24 protein-coding genes are annotated in these 26,308 nt (G+C 67.6%); 13 read left to right on the top strand and 11 right to left on the bottom strand.

What is annotated here, in order from left to right:
- Nucleotides 1-84: 84 nt before the first annotated feature.
- Nucleotides 85-1,068 carry a hypothetical protein gene (locus tag AC3QL3_RS13295; RefSeq protein ID WP_492894348.1) on the bottom strand — a complete coding sequence of 328 codons (984 nt, stop codon included), beginning with the start codon at nucleotides 1,066-1,068 and terminating at the stop codon, nucleotides 85-87.
- 246 nt (nucleotides 1,069-1,314) lie between these two features.
- Here AC3QL3_RS13295 and gltX point away from each other — a divergent pair, with 246 nt between their 5' ends.
- The 3 genes from gltX (at nucleotide 1,315) to AC3QL3_RS13280 (ending at nucleotide 3,701) form a co-directional block, all read left to right on the top strand.
- Nucleotides 1,315-2,715 (top strand): glutamate--tRNA ligase, encoded by a 1,401-nt coding sequence (gltX, locus tag AC3QL3_RS13290; protein WP_492894346.1) that lies wholly within the window; start codon nucleotides 1,315-1,317, stop codon nucleotides 2,713-2,715.
- Between the two features lie 4 nt (nucleotides 2,716-2,719).
- A complete protein-coding gene (locus AC3QL3_RS13285) occupies nucleotides 2,720-3,124 on the top strand; it encodes a zinc ribbon domain-containing protein (protein WP_492894344.1) in 405 nt (134 codons plus the stop codon).
- A gap of 88 nt (nucleotides 3,125-3,212) precedes the next feature.
- On the top strand, nucleotides 3,213-3,701 hold the full coding sequence (locus AC3QL3_RS13280; protein ID WP_492894342.1) for a transcriptional repressor: 489 nt from the start codon (nucleotides 3,213-3,215) through the stop codon (nucleotides 3,699-3,701).
- A 53-nt stretch (nucleotides 3,702-3,754) separates the two neighbouring features.
- On the opposite strand, the gene AC3QL3_RS13275 is transcribed toward AC3QL3_RS13280, so the two are convergent.
- A complete protein-coding gene (locus tag AC3QL3_RS13275; protein ID WP_492894340.1) occupies nucleotides 3,755-4,618 on the bottom strand; it encodes a LysR family transcriptional regulator in 864 nt (287 codons plus the stop codon).
- An 87-nt stretch (nucleotides 4,619-4,705) separates the two neighbouring features.
- On the opposite strand from AC3QL3_RS13275, the gene AC3QL3_RS13270 reads away from it, so the two are divergent.
- Both AC3QL3_RS13270 and AC3QL3_RS13265 read left to right on the top strand, forming a co-directional pair.
- Nucleotides 4,706-5,335, top strand: a complete 630-nt coding sequence (locus AC3QL3_RS13270; protein WP_492894338.1) for a glutathione binding-like protein — start codon at nucleotides 4,706-4,708, stop codon at nucleotides 5,333-5,335.
- Nucleotides 5,332-5,661, top strand: a complete 330-nt coding sequence (locus AC3QL3_RS13265) for a DMT family transporter (protein ID WP_492894336.1) — start codon at nucleotides 5,332-5,334, stop codon at nucleotides 5,659-5,661. Before AC3QL3_RS13270 ends, AC3QL3_RS13265 begins: the two co-directional genes overlap by 4 nt.
- A gap of 7 nt (nucleotides 5,662-5,668) precedes the next feature.
- On the opposite strand, the gene AC3QL3_RS13260 is transcribed toward AC3QL3_RS13265, so the two are convergent.
- A complete protein-coding gene (locus tag AC3QL3_RS13260; RefSeq protein ID WP_492894334.1) occupies nucleotides 5,669-6,391 on the bottom strand; it encodes an SGNH/GDSL hydrolase family protein in 723 nt (240 codons plus the stop codon).
- Nucleotides 6,388-7,257: a helix-turn-helix domain-containing protein gene (locus AC3QL3_RS13255; protein WP_492894332.1), complete on the bottom strand. Its 870-nt coding sequence runs from the start codon at nucleotides 7,255-7,257 to the stop codon at nucleotides 6,388-6,390. The genes AC3QL3_RS13260 and AC3QL3_RS13255 overlap by 4 nt, the downstream gene beginning before the upstream one ends.
- A 143-nt stretch (nucleotides 7,258-7,400) precedes the next feature.
- Between AC3QL3_RS13255 and AC3QL3_RS13250 the strand changes: the two genes are divergently transcribed.
- A complete protein-coding gene (locus AC3QL3_RS13250; RefSeq protein WP_492894330.1) occupies nucleotides 7,401-8,378 on the top strand; it encodes an alpha/beta fold hydrolase in 978 nt (325 codons plus the stop codon).
- Between the two features lie 46 nt (nucleotides 8,379-8,424).
- On the opposite strand, the gene AC3QL3_RS13245 is transcribed toward AC3QL3_RS13250, so the two are convergent.
- Nucleotides 8,425-9,537: an ABC transporter ATP-binding protein gene (locus AC3QL3_RS13245; RefSeq protein WP_492894328.1), complete on the bottom strand. Its 1,113-nt coding sequence runs from the start codon at nucleotides 9,535-9,537 to the stop codon at nucleotides 8,425-8,427.
- Nucleotides 9,538-9,756: 219 nt separating this feature from the next.
- Between AC3QL3_RS13245 and AC3QL3_RS13240 the strand changes: the two genes are divergently transcribed.
- The 6 genes from AC3QL3_RS13240 (at nucleotide 9,757) to eda (ending at nucleotide 17,220) form a co-directional block, all read left to right on the top strand.
- Entirely contained in the window at nucleotides 9,757-11,106 is a 1,350-nt protein-coding gene (locus AC3QL3_RS13240) for a GH1 family beta-glucosidase (RefSeq protein ID WP_492894326.1), read from the top strand.
- A gap of 277 nt (nucleotides 11,107-11,383) precedes the next feature.
- Nucleotides 11,384-12,835, top strand: a complete 1,452-nt coding sequence (zwf, locus tag AC3QL3_RS13235; RefSeq protein ID WP_492894324.1) for a glucose-6-phosphate dehydrogenase — start codon at nucleotides 11,384-11,386, stop codon at nucleotides 12,833-12,835.
- Nucleotides 12,832-13,830: a glucokinase gene (gene glk / locus AC3QL3_RS13230; RefSeq protein ID WP_492894322.1), complete on the top strand. Its 999-nt coding sequence runs from the start codon at nucleotides 12,832-12,834 to the stop codon at nucleotides 13,828-13,830. The genes zwf and glk overlap by 4 nt, the downstream gene beginning before the upstream one ends.
- On the top strand, nucleotides 13,827-14,540 hold the full coding sequence (gene pgl / locus AC3QL3_RS13225; RefSeq protein ID WP_492894320.1) for a 6-phosphogluconolactonase: 714 nt from the start codon (nucleotides 13,827-13,829) through the stop codon (nucleotides 14,538-14,540). Before glk ends, pgl begins: the two co-directional genes overlap by 4 nt.
- Before the next feature lie 95 nt (nucleotides 14,541-14,635).
- Nucleotides 14,636-16,549, top strand: coding sequence for a phosphogluconate dehydratase (gene edd / locus AC3QL3_RS13220; protein ID WP_492894318.1), 1,914 nt, complete (start codon nucleotides 14,636-14,638; stop codon nucleotides 16,547-16,549).
- A complete protein-coding gene (gene eda / locus AC3QL3_RS13215) occupies nucleotides 16,549-17,220 on the top strand; it encodes a bifunctional 4-hydroxy-2-oxoglutarate aldolase/2-dehydro-3-deoxy-phosphogluconate aldolase (protein ID WP_492894316.1) in 672 nt (223 codons plus the stop codon). Before edd ends, eda begins: the two co-directional genes overlap by 1 nt.
- Here eda and AC3QL3_RS13210 read toward each other — a convergent pair.
- Nucleotides 17,217-17,987: an NAD(P)H-dependent oxidoreductase gene (locus AC3QL3_RS13210; protein WP_492894314.1), complete on the bottom strand. Its 771-nt coding sequence runs from the start codon at nucleotides 17,985-17,987 to the stop codon at nucleotides 17,217-17,219. The two genes, eda and AC3QL3_RS13210, sit on opposite strands and share 4 nt — an antisense overlap.
- Before the next feature lie 80 nt (nucleotides 17,988-18,067).
- On the opposite strand from AC3QL3_RS13210, the gene AC3QL3_RS13205 reads away from it, so the two are divergent.
- Nucleotides 18,068-18,475 carry a winged helix-turn-helix transcriptional regulator gene (locus tag AC3QL3_RS13205; RefSeq protein ID WP_492894312.1) on the top strand — a complete coding sequence of 136 codons (408 nt, stop codon included), beginning with the start codon at nucleotides 18,068-18,070 and terminating at the stop codon, nucleotides 18,473-18,475.
- A gap of 11 nt (nucleotides 18,476-18,486) precedes the next feature.
- Here AC3QL3_RS13205 and AC3QL3_RS13200 read toward each other — a convergent pair whose 3' ends face one another.
- From AC3QL3_RS13200 to AC3QL3_RS13180, 5 genes are read right to left on the bottom strand one after another with little or no spacing between them, the layout of a single operon-like run.
- Complete coding sequence (locus AC3QL3_RS13200; protein WP_492894310.1) at nucleotides 18,487-21,690, bottom strand: discoidin domain-containing protein; 3,204 nt, start codon at nucleotides 21,688-21,690, stop codon at nucleotides 18,487-18,489.
- The gene (locus tag AC3QL3_RS13195; protein ID WP_492894308.1) at nucleotides 21,687-22,511 is read right to left on the bottom strand and encodes a carbohydrate ABC transporter permease; all 825 of its coding nucleotides are present in this window, start codon (nucleotides 22,509-22,511) and stop codon (nucleotides 21,687-21,689) included. Before AC3QL3_RS13195 ends, AC3QL3_RS13200 begins: the two co-directional genes overlap by 4 nt.
- Nucleotides 22,508-23,386, bottom strand: a complete 879-nt coding sequence (locus tag AC3QL3_RS13190) for a carbohydrate ABC transporter permease (RefSeq protein WP_492894306.1) — start codon at nucleotides 23,384-23,386, stop codon at nucleotides 22,508-22,510. The genes AC3QL3_RS13195 and AC3QL3_RS13190 overlap by 4 nt, the downstream gene beginning before the upstream one ends.
- A complete protein-coding gene (locus tag AC3QL3_RS13185; protein WP_492894304.1) occupies nucleotides 23,383-24,714 on the bottom strand; it encodes a sugar ABC transporter substrate-binding protein in 1,332 nt (443 codons plus the stop codon). Before AC3QL3_RS13185 ends, AC3QL3_RS13190 begins: the two co-directional genes overlap by 4 nt.
- On the bottom strand, nucleotides 24,711-26,207 hold the full coding sequence (locus AC3QL3_RS13180; RefSeq protein ID WP_492894302.1) for a glucoamylase family protein: 1,497 nt from the start codon (nucleotides 26,205-26,207) through the stop codon (nucleotides 24,711-24,713). The genes AC3QL3_RS13185 and AC3QL3_RS13180 overlap by 4 nt, the downstream gene beginning before the upstream one ends.
- Between the last annotated feature and the right edge of the window lie 101 nt (nucleotides 26,208-26,308).

The following is a 26,308-nucleotide window of genomic DNA, read 5'->3' as shown; positions in this document are numbered from 1 at the left end:
TTGCTCGCGCCGGTGAGGCTCGAAGGGTGTCGTGCGGGCCGTCGGGAGCTTTGTAAAAAAGTGGAAAAGGGGGCCGGCGCGATTTCAAGGCAGCGGCGTCATCAGGAAAGCGCCGCCTTCACCTCCGCTCCTCGTGCCCTGCCCGACGATCTGTCCATGGTTGTTGATCGCCAACGGCGTGAGCTGGGTCCAGGCGGAGCGCTGCACGGGATCGGCGATTCGTCCGATCAGTTCGTACTTGTCGCCTTCGACCCAGAGCCAGCCGATCGGAAAGCGGCCATCGCCGTCGTACGGATCCCAGCCGACGATCCAGCGGTGGTCGTTGATCGCGTGCGCTTCGCCTTGGGTGAAGCCTGGAATCTGCAGAAAGCCGAGGTCGACCAGATCGCCTTCCTGCGTCCACAGCACCGGCCGCATCTGCAGATTCGGCTTCAGGCTCAAGCCCACGGCATCGCCGAGGGCGTTCACGGCGTAGGCGACCGTGCTGATCCCGCCGAGCCCGGGCAGATGCTTGTATCGCTTGGCCGCACTGTCGTAGGCCCAGGCGGCGCTGATTCCGGCCGTCGTCACCTGCGAGCCGCAGACCCAGCCGGTTTCGCTGAAGCCGTTGAGCGTGTTCACAAATCCCGGTGCGCTGTCGGGCGCCGACAGATATTTCATTCCGCTCTTCGAACTCCACAAGAAAGCGCCGTAACGGCCGACGTTTCCGGCCACCAGACCGGCCGAGTTGATGCCGATCGCTGTGCCGCTGCTGAGGGAGGTCGCCGGAAGCAGATCGCGCATGCCGGTCGCGCGGCTCCAAAGGAACGGGTGATCGGACCAGCCGCCGGGCGGATAGCGGGCCAACGAGCCCCCGGCGATCAGGCCGTTCGCGCTGATCGCATTGGCGGACCCGCCGCGGTTTTCCGCGGCGAGATGACCCAGATGGGTCAGTCTGCCGCCGTCCCACAAGAAAGGTTCCGGACCGTGCAATCCCTCGGCGGCACCGACGATTTGCCCGACGTCGTTGATCGCGTTGGCGGAGGCATAGCTGCCGCCGAAGCCGCCGAGGTCGACGATCTCATACATCGGCGCGGCCGATCGCGCAGGAGGGGAGGCAGAGGGCGGGGCGGCTGACGCGGACGCTCCTGCCAGCATCAAGGCGAGCACAGTCGCGGCACGTGTGATCATGGCGGGCCTCCGTATGTGCGGGGTCGGCCTAATCTACACTTTTCTTCGTAGATTCGTGAGTCGAACTCGCGCGCTGGCCCGCTTTGTCCGCCATCGACCTCGCTTTGAGTAAACTCCGCAATCCTTCGATTTCCCCGACCCGCAATGACCGTACGCACCCGCTTCGCCCCCAGTCCCACCGGCTACCTGCACATCGGCGGCGCGCGCACCGCGCTGTACTGCTGGCTGGAGGCGCGTCATCGCGGCGGCGAGTTCATCTTGCGCATCGAAGACACCGACCGCGAGCGCTCCACCGACGCCGCGGTGCAGGCGATCCTCGACGGCATGAACTGGCTCGGCCTCGCCGCGGACGAGGGTCCGTACTACCAGACCCTGCGCATGGACCGTTATCGCGAGGTCGCCGCCGACCTGCTCAAAGCCGGCAAGGCGTACTACGCCTACGAGACCAAGGAAGAACTCGAAGCGATGCGCGCGGAGGCGATGGCCAAGGGCCTCAAGCCGCGCTACAACGGCCACTACCGCGATCTCGATCAGCCCCTGCGCGACGATCCGAACCGCGTGCTGCGCTTCAAGAATCCGGCGCAGGGCAGCGTGGTGTTCGACGACCAGGTCAAAGGCCGCATCGAATGGAGCAACGAGGAACTCGACGACCTCGTGCTGCTGCGTTCGGACGGCTTTCCGACCTACAACTTCGCCGTCGTCGTCGACGACATCGACATGCGCATCACGGACGTGATTCGCGGCGACGACCACGTCAACAACACGCCGCGCCAGATCAACATCTACCACGCGCTCGGCGCCGCCGTGCCGAACTTCGCGCACCTGCCGATGATCCTCGGCGCGGATGGGCAGAAGCTGTCCAAGCGCCACGGTGCGGTCAGCGTGATGCAGTACCGCGACGACGGCTTCCTGCCGCACGCGCTGTTGAATTACCTGGTGCGGCTGGGCTGGTCGCACGGCGATCAGGAGATTTTCTCGCTGGCGCAGATGATCGAGCTGTTCGAGGCGGGCGACGTCAACAAGTCCGCCGCACGCTTCGATCTGGAGAAGCTGTCCTGGCTCAACCAGCAATACCTCAAGAGCGACGATCCGCGCGAGATCGCGCCGCATTTCGAATGGCATCTGCGCGCGGCCGGCATCGACCCCACGCGCGGCCCCGATCCGGCCGACGTGATCGTCGCGCTGCGCGATCGCGCCAAGACGCTGAAGGAAATGGCCGAGAAGGCGCGCGTCTGGTACGCGCCGCTGGAGAACTACGACGAACAAGCGGTGAGCAAGCATCTGAAGACGCCGACCGCGCGCGCCGCGCTCGAAGCCGTGCAAGCGCAGTTCGCCGCTCTGGCCGAGTGGAAGGTCGAAGCGATTCATGGAGCAATCGAAGCCGCGGCCGCAGCGATCGGCGAGGGCATGGGCAAGATCGCACAGCCGCTGCGTGTCGCGCTGACCGGCACCCAGGTGTCGCCCTCGATCGACCATACGGTTTTCCTGGCCGGCCGCGACGAAGCATTGCAGCGGATCGAAGCCGCGTTGAAACGCACGGAGTAGAGCGATGGATCAGGCTTGCACCCTGTCGGCGCTGTCGAACCTGGATCAAACCGATCCGGATGCGGTGCAGGCGTTGCTGCAGACCTGCATCGATTCGCTGTTGGATCCGCTGTTGTGGAAGTGGGCGCTGGCGATCACCCTGGTCTGCGCAGTGATCGGCGCCCTGATCGGCCAAGCCAAGGGGCGCTGGCTCGCCGGCCTCCTGTGGGGAGCAGCGCTCGGACCGATCGGCTGGCTGATCGTGGCGCTGTCGAAATCCAGCTTCGTCGAGTGTCCCGACTGCGGCCAGCCGAATGCGCCGGCGGCCAAGGTGTGCCGGCATTGCGGCGTCGACGTGCGCAAGGCGGCGCGGCAGTCGCCGCGCTCGCGCATGAAGCGCGACGACTGGGCCAGCCGAAAGCGCGATTGAGGCACGCGGCCGCGCCCGTGCGCTTGCATTGGCCGCGTCATGCCGCCACTTGGAAGTGTGCAACGCCTTCCCGCGCTATCATTCCGCCATGCCGCACGCCGCCAGCCAGCATTCGCATGACCACAGCCACGACGCCGAAGCCTTCGTCGGCGCGGTCGCCACGGCCTGCGAGTCGCGCGGTCTGCGCCTGACGCCGCTGCGTCTGCGCGTGCTCGAACTGATCGCCGCCGAAGAAAAACCGGTCAAAGCCTACGATCTGCTCGATCGGCTCAAGGACGAGCACAGCGGCGCGGCGCCGCCGACGATCTATCGCGCGCTCGACTTCCTGCTCGAACACCGCTTCATCCACAAGCTCGAATCGATCAATGCCTTCGTCGGCTGTCATCATCCGAGCGAAGCGCATCAGGTCCCGTTCCTGATCTGCGACGTCTGTTCCAGCGCAGTCGAGATCTGCGACGAGCGTGTCTCGCAGCTGCTCAACGAGCAGGCGCGCGAACGCGGTTTCGGTGCGCGCGCGCAGACGCTCGAGGTGCATGGGGTTTGCGCCGACTGCAAAGCGGCAGCGAAGCCCGACTGACGGATTCGAGTCGTCCGCGCCGACCTCTCCCGCGAGCGGGAGAGATGAAATAGCTAGGCGATTCGCGACGGCAGCCAGCGCAGCGCGAACTCGCGCAAGAGCCGCACCTTGGCCGAGCGGCGCAAATCCGGATGCGTGGCGAACCATAGATCGGTGCGGATCTCCGCCAGCGGCGCGCCGATCCGGCTTACATCCGCGGCGGCGTCGGCGAAATAGCACGGCAACAGCGCGCGGCCGAAACCGGCCTGACAGGCGGCCAGCGCCGCCGGCAGCGAATTGACGCGTATCGCGATGCGCGCTTCGGGCACATGGCTGCGCAGCCACTGCGCCGAAGAGAGGTGCGCGAGCGAATCGTCGAAGCCGATCCAGTCGCCGGCCGCGATCGCAGCGGCCGGGGTCGCGGCCGCGACGTAGGTGGCCGTCGCGATCGCGCCGATGCGCTTGGCCGAGAGGCCGTCCGGCATCGTCGCGCTGGCGCGCAATGCGACTTCGGCGTCCTGGCGCTGCAGATTGAAGAACGCGTTCGCCACGATCAGGTCGCAGCGCAGCGCCGGATGCGCGGCGTGGAAGGCGCGGCACAGCTGGGCCGCGACGCCGGCCAAGGTGTCGGGAATCGTCACGCGGATGCGGCCTTCGGCGCGCGTGTCGCGACCGGCCAGCTCGCGCTGCAATTGCTCCACCTCGGCCAACAGCCGCTGCGCACCGGCGATCGCGACCTCGCCCGCTTCGGTCGGCGCGTAGCCGCGCCGGCTGCGCCGGAACAGCGCGCTGCCGATGCGCGCCTCGATCGCGGCAAGTCGGCGGAATGCGCTCGAATGCTCGATGGCGAGCGCCTTCGCCGCCGCCGTCAGGCTGCCGTGCGCGCCGATCGCACGCAGCAGGTCGAGATCTTCCAGAGACAGCCGTTCTTGTCGCATGCGCAAACAATCCTTGTGCGCGCGCCGTGTTGGAACGCCGCCGGCGCGCATCGAAATTGGCGGCTCCACCCAAACAGGAAACCCGCCATGAAACTCTACTTCACTCCCGGCACCTGCTCGCTGGCGCCGCACATCATCATCCGCGAACTCGGTCTCGAGGTGGAGTTGCGCCGCGTGCGTCTCGGCCCCGACGCGGTGGTCGTCGCCGACGGCCGCAACTATCGCGAACTCAGCCCGCTCGGTTACGTGCCGCTGCTCGAACTCGATGACGGCCGCCTGCTCGGCGAAGGCGTCGCGATCTTGCAATACCTCGCCGAGCTGGTGCCCGACGCCGGCTTGGCGCCGGCCGCGGGGACGCGTGAGCGCAGCGAGTTGCAGAGCTGGCTGACTTTCATCAGTTCCGAGCTGCACAAGTCCTTCAGCCCGTGGCTGTTCCACCCCGAGTACGGCGAGCAGGCCGCCGCGGTCGCGCGTGCGCGCATCGCGCAGCGCTTCGCCCATGTCGAGCAGCACCTGAGCGGGCGCGACTATCTGTTAGGCGAGCGTTTCAGCATCGCCGACGCGTATCTGTTCACCATCGCCGACTGGTCGCGCGCGACCCAAATCTCGTTAGAACCGTACCCGGCCTTGGCGGCGTATCTCGAACGCATCCGCGCGCGCGACAGCGTGGTGACCGCGCTGCGGCTGGAGAAGGCAGCGACGGCGGTGCCGCGATGAGCAGTACCGTCGCTTGGGCCATGCTGATCGTCGCCGGATTCGTCGACGTCGTCTGGGCGACGACGATGAAGCTGTCGCAGGGCTACACGCGACCGGGCTGGACCCTGCTCTCGTTGCTGGCCCTGGCGGTGTTCGTGTTCCTGCTCGGGCGTGCGCTGGCGGCGCTGCCGGTCGGCAGCGCGTACGCGGTCTGGACCGGCATCGGCGCAGCCGGCACCTTGCTGGTCGGCGCGTTCGTGTTCGCGGAAACCTTGACGCCGTTGCGGCTCGGCGGCGTCGGCCTGATCGTGCTCGGCATCGTGCTGCTGCACGCGGCGAAAGCGTGAGCCGTGTTCAGCGCGGATCGGGCGGCAGCAGCGGTGCGAGGATCGAAGTCCACAACGCGTAACCGGTGCGATTCATGTGCAGCCGGTCCGGACCGAACAGCTCGGCGCGCGGCTGGCCGTCGGCATCGAGCATCGGCGTGAACACGTCGACGTAGCTGACGTTCTTCAGCCGCTGCGTGTCTGTGCGAATCAGCGCGTTCGCCTCGCGCATCACCGGCAACAAGGCGATGCGCGAGGGGCTCGGCTTGATCGAGACGAACAGGAGGCGCGTCTGCGGCAGTTCGGCGCGCAGCGCGCGCACGAAGGCGTCGAAGTCGGTGCGAACCTGTTCAGGGGTGGCGTCGGAAGCGAGATCGTTGTCGCCGGCGTACAGCACGACCGTGCGCGGCCGGTGCGCAACGACCAGGCGATCGAGATGACGCGTCGCATCGGGCAAGGTCGAACCGCCGAAGCCGCGATTGAGAACCTTGCGGCCGGGAAAGTCGTCGGCCAGGCCGCTCCACAATCGAATCGAGGAACTGCCGACGAAGACGATGCCGCCCGGCACAAGCGGTTGCGCGCGGTCGGCGTCGGCGAAGCGTTGCATGTCCGCGGCCCAGACGTCGGCGGCCGCGCGCTGCGCCGATGCGTCGGTGCCGAGCAGTAGCAGCACGACCAGCACGGCGGCACCGGCGAGGCGGCGAAACCGTTCGCGCGCCTTCCCATGTTCACGTGGTCGCAGCGGGTTCATCGCCGCGCCGCGGCGATCTGCGTCGGGCTCAGGCCGAGCAGGCGGCGCATGCAGCGCGCCATGTGGCTGGCGTGGGCGAAGCCGGACTCCGACGCGATGTCGGCCAGGCTGGCCTCGCCTTCGAGCAAGCGCGCCTGCGCTCGCGCCACGCGCCGCTCGAGCACGAAGCGATGCGCCGGCATGCCGACCGCCTGCTTGAACAGCGGCTTGAAATGCGAGGGGCTGAAGCCGGCGATGCCGGCCAGCTCGGCCAGATTCAAATCCCGGTCCAGATTCGCTTCGATGTAGTCGACCACGCGGCGCAGGCGCCAGGCCGGCAACGCACGCCGAGTCTTGCGCTCCGGCGTCGGTCGGCCCGATTGCAGGGTCAGCAGGCGCGCCGCCAGCGCGCAGGCGAGGCCGTCGGAGAACAGCCGGCCGTTCGGATTTCCGTCCAGATGCTCGGCCTGCAGGATCCAGCCGAGCCGCTCGATGCCCGGATCGCGCATGCGAATGGTCGGCGCCAGATCGGCGTGGCGCGTCGACAGTCCCATCGCCTCGGCGCTGTCGCGCATGAACGAGGGCGTCAGATGGATCAGCAGCGCGGCGGCTTCGGCGTCGACCTGCCAGCTGTGTTCGGCCCCGGCCGGCAGCACAGAGCAATGCCCCTGAATCTGCAGATCGCGCCGCGTGCGGCCATCCAGATGGCAGGTCACCAAGGTCGGTTGGCCGAGGTGGAAATCGAGCGTGTGATGGATGTCTTCGGCCATCGGCTCGAGATAGCCGGCCGGCACCGGCACGGTGCGCACGCTCAGCGGCGGCGTCTGTGCGCTGCTGGTGCGAAGCGGAAGCGCTGCAGGGGAGTCCTGCGCGGGCTTTTCGCTCATCGTTCAATTCCTCGCTGCGGGTGGAGCGGGGCGCGTGGGATTCATCCGTTCGTGTCTGCGATCGTCCGTCCGTGCGCGCCGGCGTTCCAGTGCCGATGCCAACATTTCGTCGCGCCCTGCGCAAGCCCAGCACGGAGACCAGCATGCAGCGTAGAGAGTTCCTGAGGTGGAGCGGCGCCGCCGCGGCGAGCAGTGTGATCGCTGCCTGCGCGCTGCAAGCGGGCAAGCGTCACGAAACGACAAGCGCGCCGTGGGCCGGAACCGCGGCGGATTTCCATGCCGCCCGGCGCCTGGCGAAGACCCGCTTCGGCGACATCGCTTACGTCGAGCGCGGCAGCGGCGAGGCGGCCTTGTTCGTGCACGCGTATCTGCTCAACGGATTCCAGTGGCGCGGCGCGCTGGGGCCGTTGTCGGCGCATCGCCGCTGCATCGCACTGGATCTGATGGGCCTGGGCTACACCGAAGTCGCCGCAGGGCAGGGCGTGGGGCCGGATGCGCAGGTGGAGATGCTGGCGGCCTTCCTCGATGCCTTGTCGATCCGGCGCGTCGATCTGGTCGGCAGCGACAGCGGCGGGCAGGTGGCGCAGTTGTTCTTGGTGCGCCATCCCGAGCGTGTGCGCAGCTTGCTCCTGACCAACTGCGATACCGAGCCGGACAGCCCGCCTGCCGCGCTGAAGGGGAGTCTGGAACTGGCGCATGCCGGTACGCTCGCCGAGGTGCAGGTGCGGCCGCAGCTGGCCGACAAGAACAAGGCGCGTGCGGACAGCCGCATCCTTTACACCGATCCGCGCCATCCGACCGACGAGGCGATCGACTACTACTGCACACCGCTGCTCAGCTCGCCGCGGCGCAAGGCCTTGCTGGACGCCTACACGATCGGCCTCGAGCGCAATCCGATGATCGGCATCGCCGCACAGCTCGCGCAAAGCCGCGTGCCGGCCCGGATCGTGTGGGGCATGGACGATGGCATCTTTTCCTCGGCCAGCCCCGACTATCTGGATCGCACGCTCGGCGGCTCGCGCGGCGTGCGCCGTCTGGCCGGCGGCAAGCTGCTGTTCCCGGAAGAACGGCCGGAGGTGATCGTCGAGGAAGCGGCGAATCTTTGGCGCGCCGCCGGCTAGGTCGTCACGACTCGCGTCGAGCCGGATGCGGTGCGCGGAGCCAGGATCAGGCGGCGTCGGCCTCGATCCGCAGCTCGCTGTCGCGATCGAAGTAGTGCGCACGCTCGGCGTCGTAGCCGAGCCGGATGCGCTCGCCGACCTTGGGCAGATGCTGCGGCGGCACGCGCACGATGAGGTCGCAGCCGCCGCAGCCGAGGTTGAGGAAGGCCTCGTTGCCGACCGGCTCGACCGCCTCGACCTTCGCTTCGAGCGCGTCGGTCTCGCCGTCGCGGCGGAAATGCAGATCTTCCGGGCGCAGGCCGACGGTCAGCTCGCGACCGACGTAAGCCGCGAGCTTCTGTCGCAGCGGCGGCGGCGGCGCCAGCGGCAGCTCGACGCCGTCGGCGATGCGCAGGCGCAGGCCGCCGTCGCGTTCGAGCAGCGGCCCCCACAACAGGTTCATCTTGGGGCTGCCGAGAAAGGTCGCGACGAAGGTATTGCGCGGACGCTCGTACAGCGCCATCGGCGCGTCGATCTGCTGGATCTGGCCGTCCTTCATCACGACGATGCGATGACCGAGCGTCATCGCTTCGATCTGATCATGGGTGACGTAGATCATCGTCGCGTCGAGCTGACGATGCAGTTTGGAGATTTCCACACGGGTGGACAGGCGCAGCTTGGCGTCGAGGTTGGACAGCGGTTCGTCGAGCAGGAACACCGCCGGCTTGCGCACCAGCGCGCGGCCGAGCGCGACGCGCTGGCGCTGGCCGCCGGAGAGCTGCGCCGGTTTCATCGGCAGCAGACGTTCCAGATCGAGCATCGTCGCCGCTTCGCGCACGCGCGTGTCGATTTCCGTTTTCGGGGTGCCGCGCAGCTTGAGCCCGAAGGCGAGGTTGTCGGCCACGCTCATGTGCGGATACAGCGCGTAGTTCTGAAAAACCATCGCGATGTCGCGGTCGCGCGGCGAGACCTCGTTGACGACACGCTCGCCGATCGTCAGCGTGCCGGCGGTGATCGATTCGAGCCCGGCCACCATGCGCAGCAAGGTCGACTTGCCGCAGCCGGACGGGCCGACCAGCACCAGCAGTTCGCCGTGCTCGATGTCGAAGGTCGCGTCGGCGACGCCGACGAAGCCGTTGTCGTAGACCTTGCGCAGGTGATCGAGACGAACCTTGGCCATGGTTTCCGGTGCGGCGTGTAAAGAGCAAAAAAGGATTGAAGCACGAAGCGCGCAGAGGACACGAAGGAAAAGATCGACGACTGAGAGGCTTCGCGCTTTCGCTGGTTCTTCCTCGGCGTCTTTCGAGTCGACGCTTCTGCTCCGCCCGCGCCTGGGTTACACTGAATGTAATCGTTTTCATCCGTGCATTTCCAGCATTTCGACGAACAAGGCGAAGCGATGAGCAAGGACTACACTTTCCCGCCGGGTTTTCTGTGGGGCAGCGCGACCTCGGCCTACCAGATCGAAGGATCGCCACTCGCCGACGGCGCCGGACCGAGCATCTGGCACCGCTTCGTGCGTACGCCGGGGATGGTTAAGGACGGCGATACCGGCGACATCGCCTGCGACCACTACCGGCGCTACCGCGACGACATCAAGCTGATGCGCGACCTCGGCCTGAAGGCGTACCGTTTCAGCGTCGCCTGGGCGCGCGTGATGCCCGAGGGCAGGGGACGGGTGAATGCGGGCGGCCTCGACTTCTACGAACGGCTGGTCGACACCCTGCTCGAGAACGGCATCGAACCGCTGCTCACGCTCTATCACTGGGATCTGCCGGCGGCGCTCGACGATCGCGGCGGCTGGTTGAATCCCGACATCGCGCACTGGTTCGCCGACTACGCCAGCACGATGTACCGCAAGCTCGACGGCCGCGTGAAACGTTGGGCGACCTTGAACGAACCCTGGGTCGTCACCGACGGCGGCTACCTGCACGGCGCGCTCGCGCCCGGTCATCGCAACCGCTTTGAAGCGCCGATCGCGAGCCATCACTTGCTGCGCTCGCACGGCGCCGCGGTGCAGGCCTACCGCGCCGAGGGCAAGCACGAGATCGGCTTGGTGGTGAACCTCGAACCGAAGTATCCGGCCAGCGACAGCAGCGATGACCGCGCAGCGGTACAGCGCGCCGATGCCTACATGAACCGGCAATACCTCGATCCGGTGTACTTCGGCCGCTACCCGGACGAGATGAAGGAAATCTTCGGCGAAGCGTGGCCGGAGTGGCCGGACGAGGACTACCAGCTGATCCAGCAGCCGATCGATTGGCTCGGCTTCAACTACTACACGCGCAGCGTGACGCGCCACGACGAAAACTCCTGGCCCTTGCGCGCCAGTGCTGTGCGCCAGCACGCGACCTACAGCGAAACCGGCTGGGAAGTGTTCCCGCAAGGCCTCACCGACACCCTGCTCTGGCTGCGCGAGCGCTACGGCAACCCGAAGGTATACATCACCGAGAACGGTTCGGCCTTCTACGATCCGCCGACGGTCGAGGGCGACACGCTCGACGATCCGCTGCGCGTGGATTATCTGAAGAAACATCTGCGCGCGATCCACGACGCGATCGGCCAGGGCTGCGACGTGCGCGGCTACATGGCCTGGTCGCTGCTCGACAACCTCGAATGGTCGCTCGGTTTTTCCAAGCGCTTCGGCATCGTGCACGTGGATTTCCAAACGCAGAAGCGCACACCGAAGGCAAGCGGCCGAATGTATGCGAAGATCGTCAGCTCGAATGGGCGCGAGCTTGCGCAGTAGCGCTCGGCGAGAAACGAAGGTTCGCTGCGCCCTGTCGCGCAGGGAAGTTCCGAACGAGTCGTCATTCCGTGCAGGCGGCAAGCGCTTCACCACGGCCGCAGGCGGGTCATTTGAAGCGTAGCCGGGTGCTCGCGCTGACGCGCAGGATGCGAGGCTCGGTCGTTCGGAGCTTGCCGGGAGCGGCAAGGATGAAATCCATCGGCTTCTCTCTCCTCTCCCGAGAGAGCGCCGAAGCGGAGTTTCGACCTCAGGTACTGACCGGCAAACGGAGGAACCCTTGCACGACACGCTGCTGCTCTTCGGCGCCACCGGCGACCTCGCCGCGCGGCAACTGTTTCCCTCGCTCCTGCACCTGTTGCGCGATCGGCTGCTGCCGCAGGACTTTCGCATCATCGCGGTCGCGCGGCACGACTACGACAGCGCCGGTTTTCGCGCCTGGCTCGGCGAACGCCTGGCCGATGTCGAGAACGGCGCCGAGACGCACGCCGAACTGCTGCGCCGGATCGAATACGTCGCGGTCGATCTGAGTCAGCCGCAGGCGATCGCCGAGACCTTGCGCGGCTACGCCGAAGGTCATCGCAGCGTCAGCTACCTGGCGACGCCGCCGTATCTGTTCGTGCCGATCGCGCAAGGCCTGAAGGCCGCCGGTCTGCTCGAAGACCCTTCGCGTCTGGTGCTGGAGAAGCCGATCGGCAGCGACCTGGAATCGGCGCGTGCGATCAACGCCGCGCTCGACGCGTGTCTGTCGGAAGACCGCATCTTCCGCATCGATCATTATCTCGGCAAAGCGGCGGTGCAGAACCTGCTCGCGCTGCGTTTCGGCAACACCTTGCTCGAAGCGGTCTGGCATCACCGCTGGATCGAATCGGTCGACATCATGGTCGCCGAAACCGCCGGCGTCGACGGCCGCGAGAGCTACTACGCCGACTACGGCGCGCTGCGCGACATGGTGCAGAACCACGTGCTGCAGCTGCTCTGCCTGATCGCGATGGAGCCGCCGGCCTCGCTCGACGCGGCCGTGCTGCGCGACGAGAAGCTGAAAGTGCTGCGCGCGCTGCGTCCGTTCCGCGCCGACAGCGCACCGACCGATTCGGTACGCGGCCGTTACGAGGCGGGCCTGGTCGACGGCGAACCGGTGCGCGGCTTCTCGCTGCAAGCGGTGCAGGGGCGCGAACCGGTCGAGACCTTCGTCGCGTTGCGTGCCTCGATCGACAATTGGCGCTGGGCCGGCGTGCCGTTCCGCCTGTGCACCGGCAAGCGCCTGGCCGAGCGCGTGACCGAGGTCGTCGTCACCTTCCGTCCGACCTCGCATTGGCTTTTCGAAAAACCGCGGCGCGAGCGCGCGACACCCAATCGCCTGGTCTTGCGCCTACAGCCGCAGGAGAACGTCGAGCTGGAATTGATGAGCAGCCTGGCCGGTCCGGAATGGGGCGCGCTGCAACTGCAGCCGTTGCCGCTGGATCTGTCGATGCCGGCCGTGCAGCGCCGCATCGCCTACGAGCGGCTCCTGCTCGACGCGCTCAACGGCAACTCCACCTTGTTCGTGCGCAGCGACGAAGTCGAAGCGGCCTGGACCTGGATCGACAGCATCATCGCCGCCTGGCGCGAAGCGGAAACGCCGATCCTGCCGTACATGGCCGGCTCGTGGGGGCCGGCCGCGGCGGCCAGCTTCCTGCCGCAAGCGCCGGCGCGCACCGTCGGCGCGCAGCGCGACCGGCGCGGCCCGTGAGCGAGGCCGTTACGGCCGATCCGGTGCTGCTGGCCGACGTCGGCGGCACCAATGTGCGCTTCGCCTTGGCCGATCCCACACGCGCGCAGCCGCTGCTCGGCGACAGCATCCGCCGCTATCGCGTGGCCGACTTCGCCACCTTCACCGATGCCGCGCTGGCCTATCTCGGCAGCAGCGGCGTGCGTGCGCGCCACGGCGTGTTCGCCTTCGCCGGCCAAGTGCGCGACGGCGAGGTGCAGGTCACCAATCACAACTGGTCGGTGTCGCGCGAGCGCGTGCGTGCCGAGCTGGCGCTGGCGGACGCGGTGTTCGTCAACGACTTCGCCGCGATGAGCCTGTGCGTGCCCTTGCTCGACGCCGGTGAAGTGCGCGTCATCGGCAGCGCAGCTTCGCCGGCACTGAGCGGCACGCGCACCTTCGCCATCATCGGCCCCGGCACCGGGCTCGGTGTCGGCGCGCTGCTGTTGCGCGATGGGCGCGCCAGCGCGCTCGAGACCGAAGGCGGCCATATCAGCTTCGCGCCGCGCACGGAAGAGGAGATCGAGGTGCTGCGCCGGCTCGGCGCGCGCTTCGGTCGCGTCTCCAATGAACGCCTGTTGTGCGGCAGCGGTCTTTCGAATCTGCACGAAGCGCTGGGCGAGCTGCACGGCCTCGGCGAGGGCCGTCTGACGCCGGAAGAAATCACCCGCCGCGCCAACGCCGGCGAAGACGCGGCGTGTGTGCGTGCGGTCGAGTTGTTCTGCGAACTGCTCGGCGCGGTTGCCGGCGATCTCATCCTCGCTTTCGGTGCCTGGGACGGTGCCTATCTCGCCGGTGGGCTGACGCCGCTGCTGCTGCCGTGGCTCGATCGCGGCGGCTTCCGCCGCCGCTTCGAAGACAAGGGCCGCTTCGTCGACACCATGCTCACCGTGCCGAGCTTGGCCATCCTGCATCCGGACGCCGGCTTGCTCGGCGCGGCTGCCTACGCGCAGCAAGCGCGCGGCGCGAACGCATGAGCTCGGCGCGTGCGCAACGCGTCGTCTGGCACCTCGCCGCCGACGAACGCGCGTGGATCGACACCGCCGCCGCCGCGCTGGCGCAGTGCCTGCGCGCAGCGCTGGCGCAGGCGCTGCAGACGCGTGTTTTGTTGTCGGGCGGCACCACGCCGGCACCGGTCTACCGTGCACTCGCGGCCGAGCCGCTGGAGTGGTCGCGCGTCGTCGTCGGTCTGGTCGACGAACGCGACGTCGAGCCCGATGCCGACGGCAGCAACGCGCGTCTGTTGCGCGAATCCTTGCTGCGCGACGCGGCCGCAGCGGCGCGCTTCGAGCCGCTGCGCGCGGCGGGGCAGAGCTTGGCGCAGGCGTTGGCGACGGCGAATGCGCGCGCGGCCGATGCCGCGGTCTGCGTGCTCGGCATGGGCGAAGACGGTCATACCGCGTCGCTGTTTCCCGGTGCGGTCGATCTTCCTGCGGCGCTGGCAAGCGCGGAGCCGTATGCGACCATCGACGCCAGCGGTTGCGCCGTTGCCGGTGCTTACGCGCATCGCATCAGTCTGACCCCAGCGGGCATGACACGCTCGGCGCAGCGCTTGCTGCTGATTCGCGGCGCGAGCAAGCGCGCCGTGTTCGAACGCGCGCTGGAAGACGGCGACGCGGCGGCGCTGCCGATCCGCCTCGCACTCGATCTGCCGGGCGAGCCGCTGCATGTGCATTGGTGTGCTTGAGATTGCTCGCGCGAACCTGGGTCGGCGCTGAGCTTTTCTCCTCTCCCGCCAGCGGGAGAGGGGACTACATAGATATTCATTGAGCGAAGAGGAAGATGACGGCCTCCATGCATCCCCGCCTCGAACAAGTCGCCGCGCGCATTCGTGAGCGCAGTGTCGCCAGTCGGCGCGCCTACCTCGAGCAGATCGAAGCGTCGCGCGCACGCGGTCCGCATCGCGCGCATCTGTCTTGCGGCAATCTCGCGCACGGCTTCGCTGCTTGTGAAACCGACAAGGACGCGCTGAAGAACGGCGCCGCGCCGAACATCGGCATCGTCACCGCCTTCAACGACATGCTCTCTGCGCATCAGCCGTTCGAGACCTATCCCGAACGCATCAAACGCGCCGCGCGCGCGGCCGGCGCGACCGCGCAGGTCGCCGGCGGCGTGCCGGCGATGTGCGACGGCGTCACTCAGGGACGCGTCGGCATGGAGCTGTCGTTGTTCTCGCGCGACGTGATCGCGCAAGCGACCGCGATCGCGCTCAGCCACGACATGTTCGATGCGGTGCTGATGCTCGGTGTGTGCGACAAGATCGTGCCGGGTCTGCTGATCGGCGCGCTCGCGTTCGGCCATCTGCCGGTGGTGTTCGCACCGGCCGGGCCGATGCCGTCGGGCATTCCGAACAAGGCCAAGGCGGAGGTGCGCGAGCGCTATGCCGCCGGGCAGGCGACGCGCGCCGAGCTGCTCGAAACCGAGGCCGCCTCGTACCACGCGCCCGGAACCTGCACCTTCTACGGCACCGCGAATTCGAATCAGATCCTGCTCGAGGCAATGGGGCTGCAACTGCCGGGCGCGTCCTTCGTCAATCCCGGCACGAGCTTGCGCGACGCGCTGACCGACGCCGCCACCGCGCGTACGGCAGCAATCAGCGCGCTCGGCGCGGACTACCGGCCGATCGGGCATCTGGTCGACGAGCGTGCGATCGTCAATGCGATCGTTGCCTTGCTCGCCACCGGCGGCTCGACCAATCACACCATCCATTTCGTCGCGGTCGCGCGTGCGGCCGGACTGATCGTGACCTGGGAAGATTTCGACGCGCTGGCCGAGGTGGTGCCGCTGCTCGCGCGCATCTATCCGAACGGCGAAGCCGACGTGAACCATTTCCACGCTGCCGGCGGCACCGCCTTCCTTTTGCGTGAACTGCTCGACGCCGGCCTCTTGTTCGAGCTGACCACGATCGCTGCCGGCGGCGCGCGCGACTACGCCCGCGAACCGCGCTTGCTCGACGGCGAGCTGAGCTGGATCGATGCGGTCGCGCACAGCGCCGACGAAGCCGTGTTGCGACCGGCCGCCGCGCCGTTCGAGCCGACCGGCGGCCTGCGCCTGTTGCGCGGCCCGCTCGGCAGTGCGCTGGCGAAGGTGTCGGCGGTGAAGCCGGAATACCGCCGCATCGCGGCGCCGGCCGTGGTGATGGACGATCCGGCCGAGCTGCGCGCGCGGCACAAGGCGGGCACCCTGCCGCACGACTTCGTCGCGGTGGTGCGCTATCAGGGCCCGCGCGCGAACGGCATGCCGGAAATGCACAGCCTGATGCCGCTCTTGGGCATGTTCCAGAATCAAGGTCGGCGCGTTGCTCTGGTCACCGACGGGCGCTTGTCCGGCGCCTCCGGAAAGGTGTTGTCGGCGATACACGTGACGCCGGAAGCCGCGGTCGGCGGCGCCATCGCACGCGTGCGCGACGGCGATCGGATCGTGCTCGACTGCGAACACGGCCGGCTCGATCTCGCCGTCGACGAAGAGGAATGGCGCAGCCGCCGCCCGGCGGCGAATTCCGCGGTGGCCGGCACCGACATCGGCCGCTCGCTGTTCGCCTTCAATCGCGCCAACGTCGGTCCGGCCGACGAGGGTGCGCTGTCGATTTCCTGTGGCCCGCTGCCCGTGCACGGCGACGACAAGCGTCGCACCGAAACCGAATACGACGTCGGCCGATTGACCGCGTACGCGCCGTTCGAAGCGAAGGATGCCTGATGAGCACTCATACCGATTTCCACGCCAGCCAGGACAAAGCCATCGCAACTCTGCGCGCGGCCGGCGTGCTGCCGGTGATCACGGTCGATTCCGCCGCGCAAGGCGTCGCCGTCGCGCGCGCGCTGGCGCAAGGCGGTCTCGGCACGATCGAGATCGCATTGCGCACGCCGGCCGCGCGCGATGCGATCGCGGCGATCAAGCAGGAGCTGCCCGAAGTCGTGGTCGGCGCCGGCACCGTGCGCGTGCCCGCCGACATCGAACGCGCGCGTGCGGCCGGTGCGGATTTCCTGGTCACGCCGGGCACCACCGCGGCCTTGGCCGAGGCGCTGGTCGAAGCCGGTATTCCGGCGACGCCGGCCGCGGCGACGCCGAGCGAGCTGCTCGAACTCGCCGCGCGCGGTTTCCGCATCGCCAAATTGTTCCCGGTCGGCGCGCTCGGCGGACTCAAGCTGATCCGCCTGCTGCAGGGTCCGCTGCCCGATCTCTTGTTGGCGCCGAGCGGCGGCATCGTCGAAGCGGAAGCGGCGGAGTATCTGGCGCAGCCGAACGTGATCTGCGTCGGCGGATCGTGGATGGTGCCGCGCGAGTGGCTCGCCGCTGGCCGCTACGACGAAGTCGCCGCCGCCGCCGCGCGTGCGCGGCTTCTTGTCGACGGCGTGCTGCAAGCCTAGGCGGCGATCGGCCGCTGGCGGATGAAAGGGCTGTAGCTGGGCGCGTCGGGCTTGAGTGTGCCGTCCGCGCTCCAATCGCTGTCCGTGTTGAACGGCATTTGGCGCGCGTGCTGCGGCGCCAGCAAGGTTGCGCCGAACTGTTCCATCGCTAGTCGTAATAACCGATCCCTCCGCGCGGCGGGATCGCCGTGCAGGTCGCCGCGCACGCCGTGCAAAAGCTGCGGCTGTAATACGTCGTAGCCGACGTAGCGCAGCGCATAGGCGGTCGGCCACAGAATCAGATTGGTATCGCCTTCGCGTCCGTGCGGCGAGCAGGCGGTGGCGCTGGAGCCGGTGGTCACGCACATCAGCGCATGTTTGCCGCGAAACACGCCGGTGTCGAAGCGTCGCTTGCTGCTGTAGGCGTCGCCGTAGACGAAGACGCGGTCGATCCAGCCCTTCAGCATCGCGGGTAGCCCGAACCACCACAGCGGAAACTGCAGCACGAGCAGGTCCGCCCAGGCCAGCAGATCGAGCTGCTCGCGCACCTCGACGGGCAGGCTGCCGCGTTCGGCGTGGTGGCGTTGTTCGGCTTGCGCGTCGAAACGCAGTGGGTCCTTGCGCTTGCGGTAGTGCGCGCCCGATTCGCGCGGATCGAAGCCTTGCGCGTAGAGGTCGACGATGCGCGCTTGGTGTCCGGCCTGCGCGAGGGTCGTGCGCGCGAACGCGGCCAGTTGCGCGTTGAACGAAGTCGGTTCGGGATGCGCGAGTACAATCAGGGCTTTCATGTCGGGCGGTGTCGAGTGAAACAGGGCTGGAATTCTGTGCGCGCGCACGAACCCCGACAATTACGCACCTGGCGGTAACCATGAGATCTCCCGCCGACGCTCGCCCGCACAAGAACGGCGACGTGTTCGATCCGAGTTGCTCGGCACGCGATGCGCTCGAACTGGTCGCGAGCAAGTGGGTCATGCTGATCCTGCCGCTGCTGGCGCAGGGGCCGTTGCGCAACGGCGAGTTGAAGCGGCGCGTCGGCGGCATTTCGCAGAAGGTGTTGACGCAGGCGCTGCGTCAGCTCGAACGCAACGGGCTGGTCGTGCGCGAAGAGTGCGGCACGCGGCCGCTGCACGTCGAATATCGCCTGACGCCGGTGGCGCAATCGTTGTGCCGCACCCTGATCGCGCTCGATCGCTGGGCCGAGCGCCACTTCCTCGAGCTCGATGCCGCGCGTGAGCGCTACGACGCCGAGAGCCGAACGCCGCGCAGCCGGCGCTGAGCGCGCCGGCGTCAGCGCTGCGCCGCGGGCTGCACGATCAGGTCGGCCGGAAGCGTGCGCAAGGTCAAATAGCCGTCGCGCCAAGACACGGCGCGGCCGTCGAGGCGCGCCGCGCCGCCGACGTAGGCGACGGGTGCAGCGAAGACGAAGCCGCCCGGCGGTTTCGTGCCGCTGTCCGCGATGCGCAGGCGCAGCGCCGCGCCTTCGCGTTTGAGCGAATAGCTGAGTGGTCCGTACGGCGTGCGCAGCTTGTCGATCGCGACGCCGTCGCCGGCCATCCATTCCGGCGGTACGCCGGCGGCGAGCACCAGCGCGCGATCGTCTTCGCGCTCGTAGGCGAACAAGTCGAGGGTCGAGCGGATGAAATCGGAGGCGACCCAGCCGTGCGGCATGTCGCCGATGAAGCGCGATTCGCGCGGCAAGCGGCCAACGACTTCGGCCCATTGGTTCCATTCCGATGGGCGGCGATCGCGCAGGAAGAAGTCGATCGCTGCCTGCGCGCGTTCGCGCTGGCCGAGCCGTACGAAGGTGCCGACGGTGCGCCATTCGTACGGCGTGTAGTCCTTCCAGCTCGACGAGTCGCGGCGTTCGACGAAGTGCTTCCAGTAGCGCTCGAAGGTATTGCGCAAGAGATCCTGCGGCAGGCGCGCCTGTTCGCCGCCGGGCGATAGCGCGATAGTGGTCGAGGTCGCGTCGAAGTCGCCGAGTTCGGCCGCGCCGGGCAGGTAGTCGATGCGGTGCGCGGCGACGGCAGTGCGGATCGAGGCGTAGAGATCGTCGCGGAACTGGTCGCGCGAACGGGCGAGCCGCTCGGTGTCGGCGTCCTTGCCGAGCGCGCGCGCGATCTCGACCGCGTCCTTGTAGCCGGTCAGCGCCCAGAAATCGTCCCAGTACGAATGCATCGGTTTGGCCGAATAGCCTTCGTGGCTGATCGAGGCCGGCATCAGGCCGTAAAACGCTTTGCGCTCGCCGCTCCGGTTCGCCTCGGTGCGTTCGCTCGCGCGCAGCTCGTCCATGTAGCGCGCGGCGCTGTCGACGTGCGGCCACATCGTTTCGAGCAGGGCGCGGTCGCCGCTGTAGCGCCAGACCTCGGCGATCAGATGGATCAGCTCGCCGTGGCTGTCGTTCTCCGGCACCGGATCGGAGCCGCGCCGATCGACGCAGCAGGGCACCTTGCCGCTCTTGAACTGATACGGCGCATACCACTGCAAGTAGTCGCGCGCGACTTCGCCGCGGCCCATGCGCAGCAGCGCTTCGGAAGTCATCGCGCCGTCGCGAATCCACGAGCGTGCGTAGGCACGCGTGCCGGGCCGGATCGCAGCGCCGTCGCGATTGATCAGGATGTGCGCGAGCGCGGTGCGCAAGGTGTCGGCGAGCGCGCGCCCGGCGGGCGGCAGGCGCAGGCCGACGTGATTGAGCTTCTCGCGCCAGTCTTGCGCTACCTGGTCGCGCAGGAGGCGATACCAGGCGTCCGAGAAGATCTGGAATTGATCGGCCGGCGCGGCGCCGTCGGGCGGCATCTGCAACACGATCGTGCGCGTGGCATGCGGCTGCAGCTCGATCCGATAGAGCAGGACGCCGGAGGCGAAGCCGGTGTCGTCGTGCACGGAAGCGGTATTCGCGTCGCTGCCGTCGGCGAGATGGTCGACCGCCATGCCGGCATCGAACGCGCTGGCGGTAAAGGCGTCGACGTGATCGAGCGGATAGACGCGCGGCTTGCCGTCGACGAAGACCGCCTCGCGCGCGCCTTCTTGCGGCTTGCGCCAGCCCAGATCGTGGATCGGGCTGATGCCGCCTGGCGTATTGAGAAACTGCACCGACGGATTGACTTGGAATGGGCGCAGGGCGAGCGCGAGCGTGATCTTTCGCGGCTGCGCGCCGTCGTTGCCGAGCGTGTAGCTGGCGTAGAGATTGGAGCCGGGCGTCGTGCTGCCGGGCAAGCTCGTCGCCAGCGTTTCGACCTCGAGCGAGAGTCCGTCGCGCTGCCAGCGCACGCGCGGAATCGGCAGATAGCCGTCGAGCAGGCCGTGGCCGATCTCGACGTCGGCCCAGCTCCACAGGCGCCGCTCACGGCCGTTCGCGTCGAGCAGGAACGGCTCGATCGAAAAGCCGCCGCGCGCGACTTCGAGCGCGCCGTCTTCCGACAGCAAGGCGGTTTCGTGACCGCCGTCGGTGCCGACCACGGTCCAGTAGGTTTGCTCGTCGTAGAAGCCGCGCGGATAGCGGCCGCGCGGCGCGATCTTGGCGAGTTCGGCGAAGAAGGCGTTCGAGGAGGCGCCGAAGGCGAGGCCTTTGATTTCGATTTCGGCGAGCGCGTAATTCTTGCGCGGACCGTCGTGCAGGTTCAGGCGCAGGTAGCGCGTCTCCGCTTCCGGCAGATGCAGCGGATCGACGCCGCCGTTGCCTTGCGTCACGCGACGCGCGCGATGCCAACGCTTGCCGTCGTCGGAGAACTCGACGTCGTAGCGCGATGCGTAGGCGCCGTCGGCCCAGCGCAACAGCAGGCCGCCCAGTTCGCGCGGCGCGCCGAGATCGAGCGTCAATGTCTGCTCGCCGCCGCGTCGGCTGCGCCAACTCGTGTTCGCATCGCCGTCGACGGCGTTCGCGGCGGGCGCGTCGCTTCGTTGCGAACTCGCCTGCGCCAGCGGTCGCGGCCAGCTGGTCGGTGCCGGCGGCAGTTCGCGCAGGCCGAGCCGGTCGAAACAGACCGAGCCGCGGCCGCCGTTGCCGGCGTAGACGGTGAACTCGAGCGCGTCGCTGTGGCGCAGCGTCTTGTCCTGGCTCGGGCCCCAGGCGAAGTCGATCTGGCGTTTCTTGTAGCGCAGTTCCTGCCACTCGTGCGGAAAGGCGAAGTCGGGCCGGTTGACCCACCAGACGTTGTCGCCGCTGGCATCGGCGAGCTTGAATTGCAGGGCGTTGTCGGCTCCGGTGCCGCGCAGGCGGAACGAGAACTCGTAGTTCGGCGGATAGTCGAGCGGCAACCGGCGCCGCATCGCGGCGTAGCCGGATACGCCGTGGAAGTCGAAGTCGAGGCAGAGCGCGTCGATGCCGTCTTCGTGCAGCGGCCGCAGCTGCGCTTCGACCTGGTCGGAGGCGACTGCGCTCCAGGCCTCGGGCGCGTCGAACGCATCGAGCACGCGCGGCGCAGGTTCAGCGGCGCGGCCGAGCGTCGCGCCGAGCAGAAAGACGAAGCCGGCAGCGAGCATGCGCCTCATCCTTTCACGCTGCCGAGCAAGAGGCCCTGGATGTAGTGCCGCTGCAGGATCAGAAACAGCAGCAGCACCGGCACGATGGTGACCACCGAGCCGGCCATCATCAGCTCGTTGTCTTGCACGTGCTCGCGCGAAAGCCCGGCCAGCGCGACCGGCGCGGTCTGCCAGGTCTGGTCGCTGAGCACGATCAAGGGCCACATGAAATCGTTCCAGCTGGCGAGGAAGGTGAAGATCGCGAGTGTGACCACGATCGGTTTCAGCAGCGGCAGCACGATGGTGACGAAGATGCGCAACTCGCCGGCGCCGTCGATGCGCGCGGCTTCGAGCAGGTCGTTCGGAATCGAGCGCGCGTACTGGCGGACGAGGAAGATGCCGAACACGCTGGCCAACAGCGGCACCACCACGCCGCCGTAGCTGTTGACCAGGCCCAGCCACTTCATGATCAGAAAGAGCGGGATCATCGTGACCTGCGCCGGGATGACCAAGGCGCCGAGCAGGGCCTGGAACAAGCGCTCGCGTCCGGCGAAGTGCAGCTTGGCGAAGGCATAGCCGGCAGCGAGATTGAAGGCGAGCGAGAGCAGGGTGGTGGCGGTCGCGATGATCAGGCTGTTGAGCAGGTAACGGCCCATGCCGGCGCGCTCGAACAGCTCGTGGTAGTTCGCCAGCGTAGCCTGTGCCGGCAGCAGCGGCGGCGGGAACGTGCTCGCCTCGCCGCGGTGCATGAAAGACACCGACAGCATCCACAACAGCGGAAACAGTGCGATGAAGGCCAGCGCGATGAGCAGGCCGTTGACCGCCGCGCGCTGCCAGAGCGAACTTCTCATGCGTAGTCTCCGCGACGGCCGAGGCGCAGCAAGAGCCGCGTCGCCAGCAGGATCAGCGCGAACAACAGGAACGCAATGGCCGAGGCACGGCCCAAGCTCCACCACTTGAAGCCTTCCTCGTACATGAAATACAGCACGCTGACCGTACTCTGCAGCGGATCGCCCTGCGTCATCACGTAGGGTTCGGCGAACAGCTGGAAGTAGCCCGATACCGTGATGATCGAAACCAAGAGCAGGGACGGGCGCAGCATCGGCAAGGTGATGTGGCGCAGGCGCTGCCAGAACGAGGCGCCGTCGATGTGCGCCGCTTCGTACAGATCGCCCGGAATGCTCTGCAGCGCGGCGAGCAGGATGATCATGTTGTAGCCGAAGTTCTTCCACACCGCGAACAGGATGATCGCCGGCATCGACCAGTGCGGATCGCCGAGCCAGTCGATCGGCGCGATGCCGAAATGCGCGAGCGTGTAGTTGATCAGGCCGTAGCGCGTGTGCAGGAGATAACGCCAGATCACCGCCACCGCGACCACGGTGGTCACCACCGGCGCGAACAGCGCGGTGCGGAAGAATCCTTTGAACCGCGCGAGCTTCGAATCGAGCAGGAGCGCGGCGCCGAGCGAGGCCGCCAGCGACAGCGGCACGCCGACGCCGACGAAGTAGAAGGTGTTGAGCAGCGATTTCCAGAACAGCGGCGTCTGCAGGATGTTCAGATAATTGCCGAGCGCGACGAAGCGCAGGTTGCGCAGATCGGCCAATGCGTAAAGATCGAAGTCGGTCAAGCTGAGACAGAACGCGGCCAGCACCGGCACGAAGAAGAAGCCGCCGATGACGATCAGCGCGGGCGCGGTGAACAGCCAAGCGGCGCGGCGTTCGCTCATCGCGCCGCCTCCTGCGCGAGCATCCAGCGCCGCTTCTCGAGGATCTGATCCGCGCGCGCGTCGAGGTCGCGCTGCACGCGATCGAGCGGTTCGCCGCCGCGCACGGCGCGTTCGGCGGCCAGGCGCAGTTCCTGCCCGATGCGCTCCCACTCGGGCACTTTCGGTGCCGGCTTTGCGCGTTCGAGTTGATCGCGAAAGGCGCCGGCATAACGATCGTTCGCCAGCGCCGGGGTGTCCCAGGAACTGCGTCGCGGCGGCAAGTCGCCGCAGAGTTCGTGAAAGCGGCGCTGCTGCTCGGGCGCGGACAGGAATTCGATCAGCTGCCAGACTTCGGGTTTGTGTTTGGAGCTGGAAAACATCGCCAGGCTGCTGCCGCCGGCGATCGCGGCGCCGGGGCCGTCCGGGCCGGGCAGCGGTGCCGTTCCCCAATCGTTCTGCAGGCGCGCCGGCAGCCGGCGTTGGAATTCGCCGACGTTCCAGGGACCGGTGATGTAGAACGCGTAGAAGCCTTCGCCGAATTCGTCCCAGACGTTGGAAATCTGCGTCGCGCTCATCGGCGGCGCCCAATCCTGGCGGAACATCTCGACGTAGAACTCGAGCGCGCGACGGAAGCCGGCGCTCTGGAAATTGCCGCGCGTATCGCGCTCGCGCAGCAGCGGATCGGACGATTGCACCGCGAGATTCAATAGCGGTTCGTACTCGTTCAGCGGCAGCAGGATCGCGTATTTTTTCGGCCCGGCATTGCGCTTGATCGCGGCGAGCGCGTGCCGCCATTCGTCCCAGTTGCGCGGCGGTTCGGCGATGCCGGCTTGCGCGAGCAAGTCCTTGCGGTAGAACAAGAGCCGTGTGTCGACGTACCAGGGCACGCCGTAGAGCCGGCCGTCGATGACGTTGGTGTCCCAGATGCCGGCGAAGTAGTCGTCCTGGCGTACGACGGGGGAAGCGTCGACGCGCTCTTGCAAGGGTTCCAGCGCGCCGAGCGCGGCCAGCTCGGGCAGCCAGGTATTGCCGATCTGGCCGACGTCGGGCAAGGCGTCGCCGGCGAAGGCGGTCAGGAGTTTTTCGTGCGCCGCGGTCAAAGGCAGCGCCTGTACCTCGATGCGTATGCCGGGGTGGGTGCGCTCGAACTCTTCGAACAATGCCGGCACCACCTCGGCCTCGCGGCCCATCGCCCAGAACCTCAGCACGGTGACGTCCGGCTGCGTGCGCGTGCACGCGAGCAGCGGCAGCCACGCGAGCAGGGCGAGCAGGTGCCGGAGCCGCTTGCCGATGCGAACGCGCGCCGTTTCGTCGCCGTCACGCGAGGAATGGACGCGCGCGTCGCTCATCGCGCTTTCTTCGCCGCGGTGCCTTTCGCTGGGCTGCCCTCGCCGAGCCAGCCGCCGTCGAAGCCGGCGCGCTCGAGACCTTTGCGGATGTAGGGGTTCTTCTTCATCACGTTCCAGACGAAATCGTTCCTGTAGTTCTCGATCATCGCGATGATCGGCCCTTGGTCGATGCCGATGTAGTCGCTGGCGACCCAGCCGAAGTTCGGCACGAGCTGGCCGGATTTGAGCGGAATGTCGTAGTTGAAGCTCGGATTGAACGCGTCGAGGAAGCCGTACTTGGAATAGATCTGCGCGCCGTAGAGTTTGTGCATCTCCTCCACCGCCGGGATCACGATCTCCGGCGCGAACGGCAGCGAAGCGGCGGCTGCGGTCGGTGCGATGGTACCGTCGTCGAACGCATCGGCGAGACCGGCGCCGCGTGCGGAGTAGTGGCGGAACTCGCGCAAGGAGCCGTCGAAGTCGAGATTGGCGCCTTGCGGGCCGTCGCTCGCGGTCAATCCCCAGATGTTCTCGCCATACAGCTTCCAGCCCATCGGGTTGGCGATCGCGTAGGCGCGCTGCGCGTAGGTGGCGCGGCGGCTGTTCTCGAAATAGTCGAAGCCGCGTTCGCGCATGTAGGCGTCGCGGATGCCGCGGAAGTCGATCCATACGTGCGAATACTGATGGCCGAACTGCGGCGCGAAGCCGAGATATTCCTGCTCGTGGAAGGTGCCCCAGGAGCGGCCGTAGGTCTTGGTCCAGGCGGCCCAGGCGTCGGCACTGATCGGCTGGGTCGGGCTGCCGAGCGCGAGCACGTAGACCAGCATGCCTTCGTTGTAGCCTTCCCAGTCGTAGGGAATGTAACCCTGCTTGGGATACCAACCCATCGAGATCAGCGGCGGCCGCGCCTGCATCCACGGCCACTCGACGCGGCGGTAGAGCGTATCGGCGAGGCGGCGGATTTCGACTTCGTCCGGTTGCGCGCCGTCGAAGTACGACTGCGCGAACAAGACGCCGCCGAGCAGCAGCGCGGTATCGACCGAGGACAGCTCGACCCAGTCGGAAAAGCGCGCGCCGTTCTTCATGTCGAGGAAGTGATAGAAGAAGCCGCGATAGCCGGCCATGCCGTCGTTGCGCGAACCTTGCGGCAGTCCTTCGAGCGTGCGCAGGGTCAGCAGCGTGCGTTGCGCGGCCTGTTCGCGCGTGATGTAGCCGCGCTCGGCGCCGATGCCGTAGGCGGTCAGGCCGAAGCCGATCGCGGCGACGCTGGAGAACGGCTCGGTGTACGGATAACGGTCGGGGATCAGGCCGTTGTCGGGATCGGCGGTATCCCAGAAATAGTCGAAGGTGCGTTTTTCGATGTCGTCGAACAGCGGCGTCAGCTGCGGACGCAGCAGCGGCGTGACGGCGACGTGGGGCGGCTCGGGCGTTTCGCGCTGGCAAGCGAGCAGCGCTAGGGCGACGAACAGGAGCGCGCAGAGGCGGAGTGGGAAAGTTCTTGGCTGGACGGGCACTAGATGGATTATCGGCGTAACGAGTGAACGAAGCTTGGCTGATTCGGCCGGCGGCCCTGGTTCGGGCCGCCGGGAATTCGGTTAGGTCAGGAAGTTCTCCC

It is taken from the genome of Dokdonella sp. GW821-FHT11D02 (genome assembly GCF_058808595.1).
This window is presented reverse-complemented; position numbering and strand designations above follow the sequence as displayed.

Coding starts and splice junctions, on each gene's coding strand:
- AC3QL3_RS13275 (WP_492894340.1), bottom strand. CDS start 4,618: ATGCGACAAGAACGGCTGTCTCTGGAAGATCTCGACCTGCTGCGTGCG.
- AC3QL3_RS13190 (WP_492894306.1), bottom strand. CDS start 23,386: ATGAGCGAACGCCGCGCCGCTTGGCTGTTCACCGCGCCCGCGCTGATC.
- AC3QL3_RS13280 (WP_492894342.1), top strand. CDS start 3,213: ATGCCGCACGCCGCCAGCCAGCATTCGCATGACCACAGCCACGACGCC.
- AC3QL3_RS13210 (WP_492894314.1), bottom strand. CDS start 17,987: ATGAAAGCCCTGATTGTACTCGCGCATCCCGAACCGACTTCGTTCAAC.
- AC3QL3_RS13260 (WP_492894334.1), bottom strand. CDS start 6,391: ATGAACCCGCTGCGACCACGTGAACATGGGAAGGCGCGCGAACGGTTT.
- AC3QL3_RS13185 (WP_492894304.1), bottom strand. CDS start 24,714: ATGAGCGACGCGCGCGTCCATTCCTCGCGTGACGGCGACGAAACGGCG.
- AC3QL3_RS13195 (WP_492894308.1), bottom strand. CDS start 22,511: ATGAGAAGTTCGCTCTGGCAGCGCGCGGCGGTCAACGGCCTGCTCATC.
- AC3QL3_RS13245 (WP_492894328.1), bottom strand. CDS start 9,537: ATGGCCAAGGTTCGTCTCGATCACCTGCGCAAGGTCTACGACAACGGC.
- AC3QL3_RS13270 (WP_492894338.1), top strand. CDS start 4,706: ATGAAACTCTACTTCACTCCCGGCACCTGCTCGCTGGCGCCGCACATC.
- AC3QL3_RS13265 (WP_492894336.1), top strand. CDS start 5,332: ATGAGCAGTACCGTCGCTTGGGCCATGCTGATCGTCGCCGGATTCGTC.
- AC3QL3_RS13240 (WP_492894326.1), top strand. CDS start 9,757: ATGAGCAAGGACTACACTTTCCCGCCGGGTTTTCTGTGGGGCAGCGCG.
- AC3QL3_RS13295 (WP_492894348.1), bottom strand. CDS start 1,068: ATGTATGAGATCGTCGACCTCGGCGGCTTCGGCGGCAGCTATGCCTCC.
- eda (WP_492894316.1), top strand. CDS start 16,549: ATGAGCACTCATACCGATTTCCACGCCAGCCAGGACAAAGCCATCGCA.
- edd (WP_492894318.1), top strand. CDS start 14,636: ATGACGGCCTCCATGCATCCCCGCCTCGAACAAGTCGCCGCGCGCATT.
- AC3QL3_RS13200 (WP_492894310.1), bottom strand. CDS start 21,690: ATGAGGCGCATGCTCGCTGCCGGCTTCGTCTTTCTGCTCGGCGCGACG.
- AC3QL3_RS13250 (WP_492894330.1), top strand. CDS start 7,401: ATGCAGCGTAGAGAGTTCCTGAGGTGGAGCGGCGCCGCCGCGGCGAGC.
- gltX (WP_492894346.1), top strand. CDS start 1,315: ATGACCGTACGCACCCGCTTCGCCCCCAGTCCCACCGGCTACCTGCAC.
- AC3QL3_RS13285 (WP_492894344.1), top strand. CDS start 2,720: ATGGATCAGGCTTGCACCCTGTCGGCGCTGTCGAACCTGGATCAAACC.
- AC3QL3_RS13255 (WP_492894332.1), bottom strand. CDS start 7,257: ATGAGCGAAAAGCCCGCGCAGGACTCCCCTGCAGCGCTTCCGCTTCGC.
- pgl (WP_492894320.1), top strand. CDS start 13,827: ATGAGCTCGGCGCGTGCGCAACGCGTCGTCTGGCACCTCGCCGCCGAC.
- AC3QL3_RS13205 (WP_492894312.1), top strand. CDS start 18,068: ATGAGATCTCCCGCCGACGCTCGCCCGCACAAGAACGGCGACGTGTTC.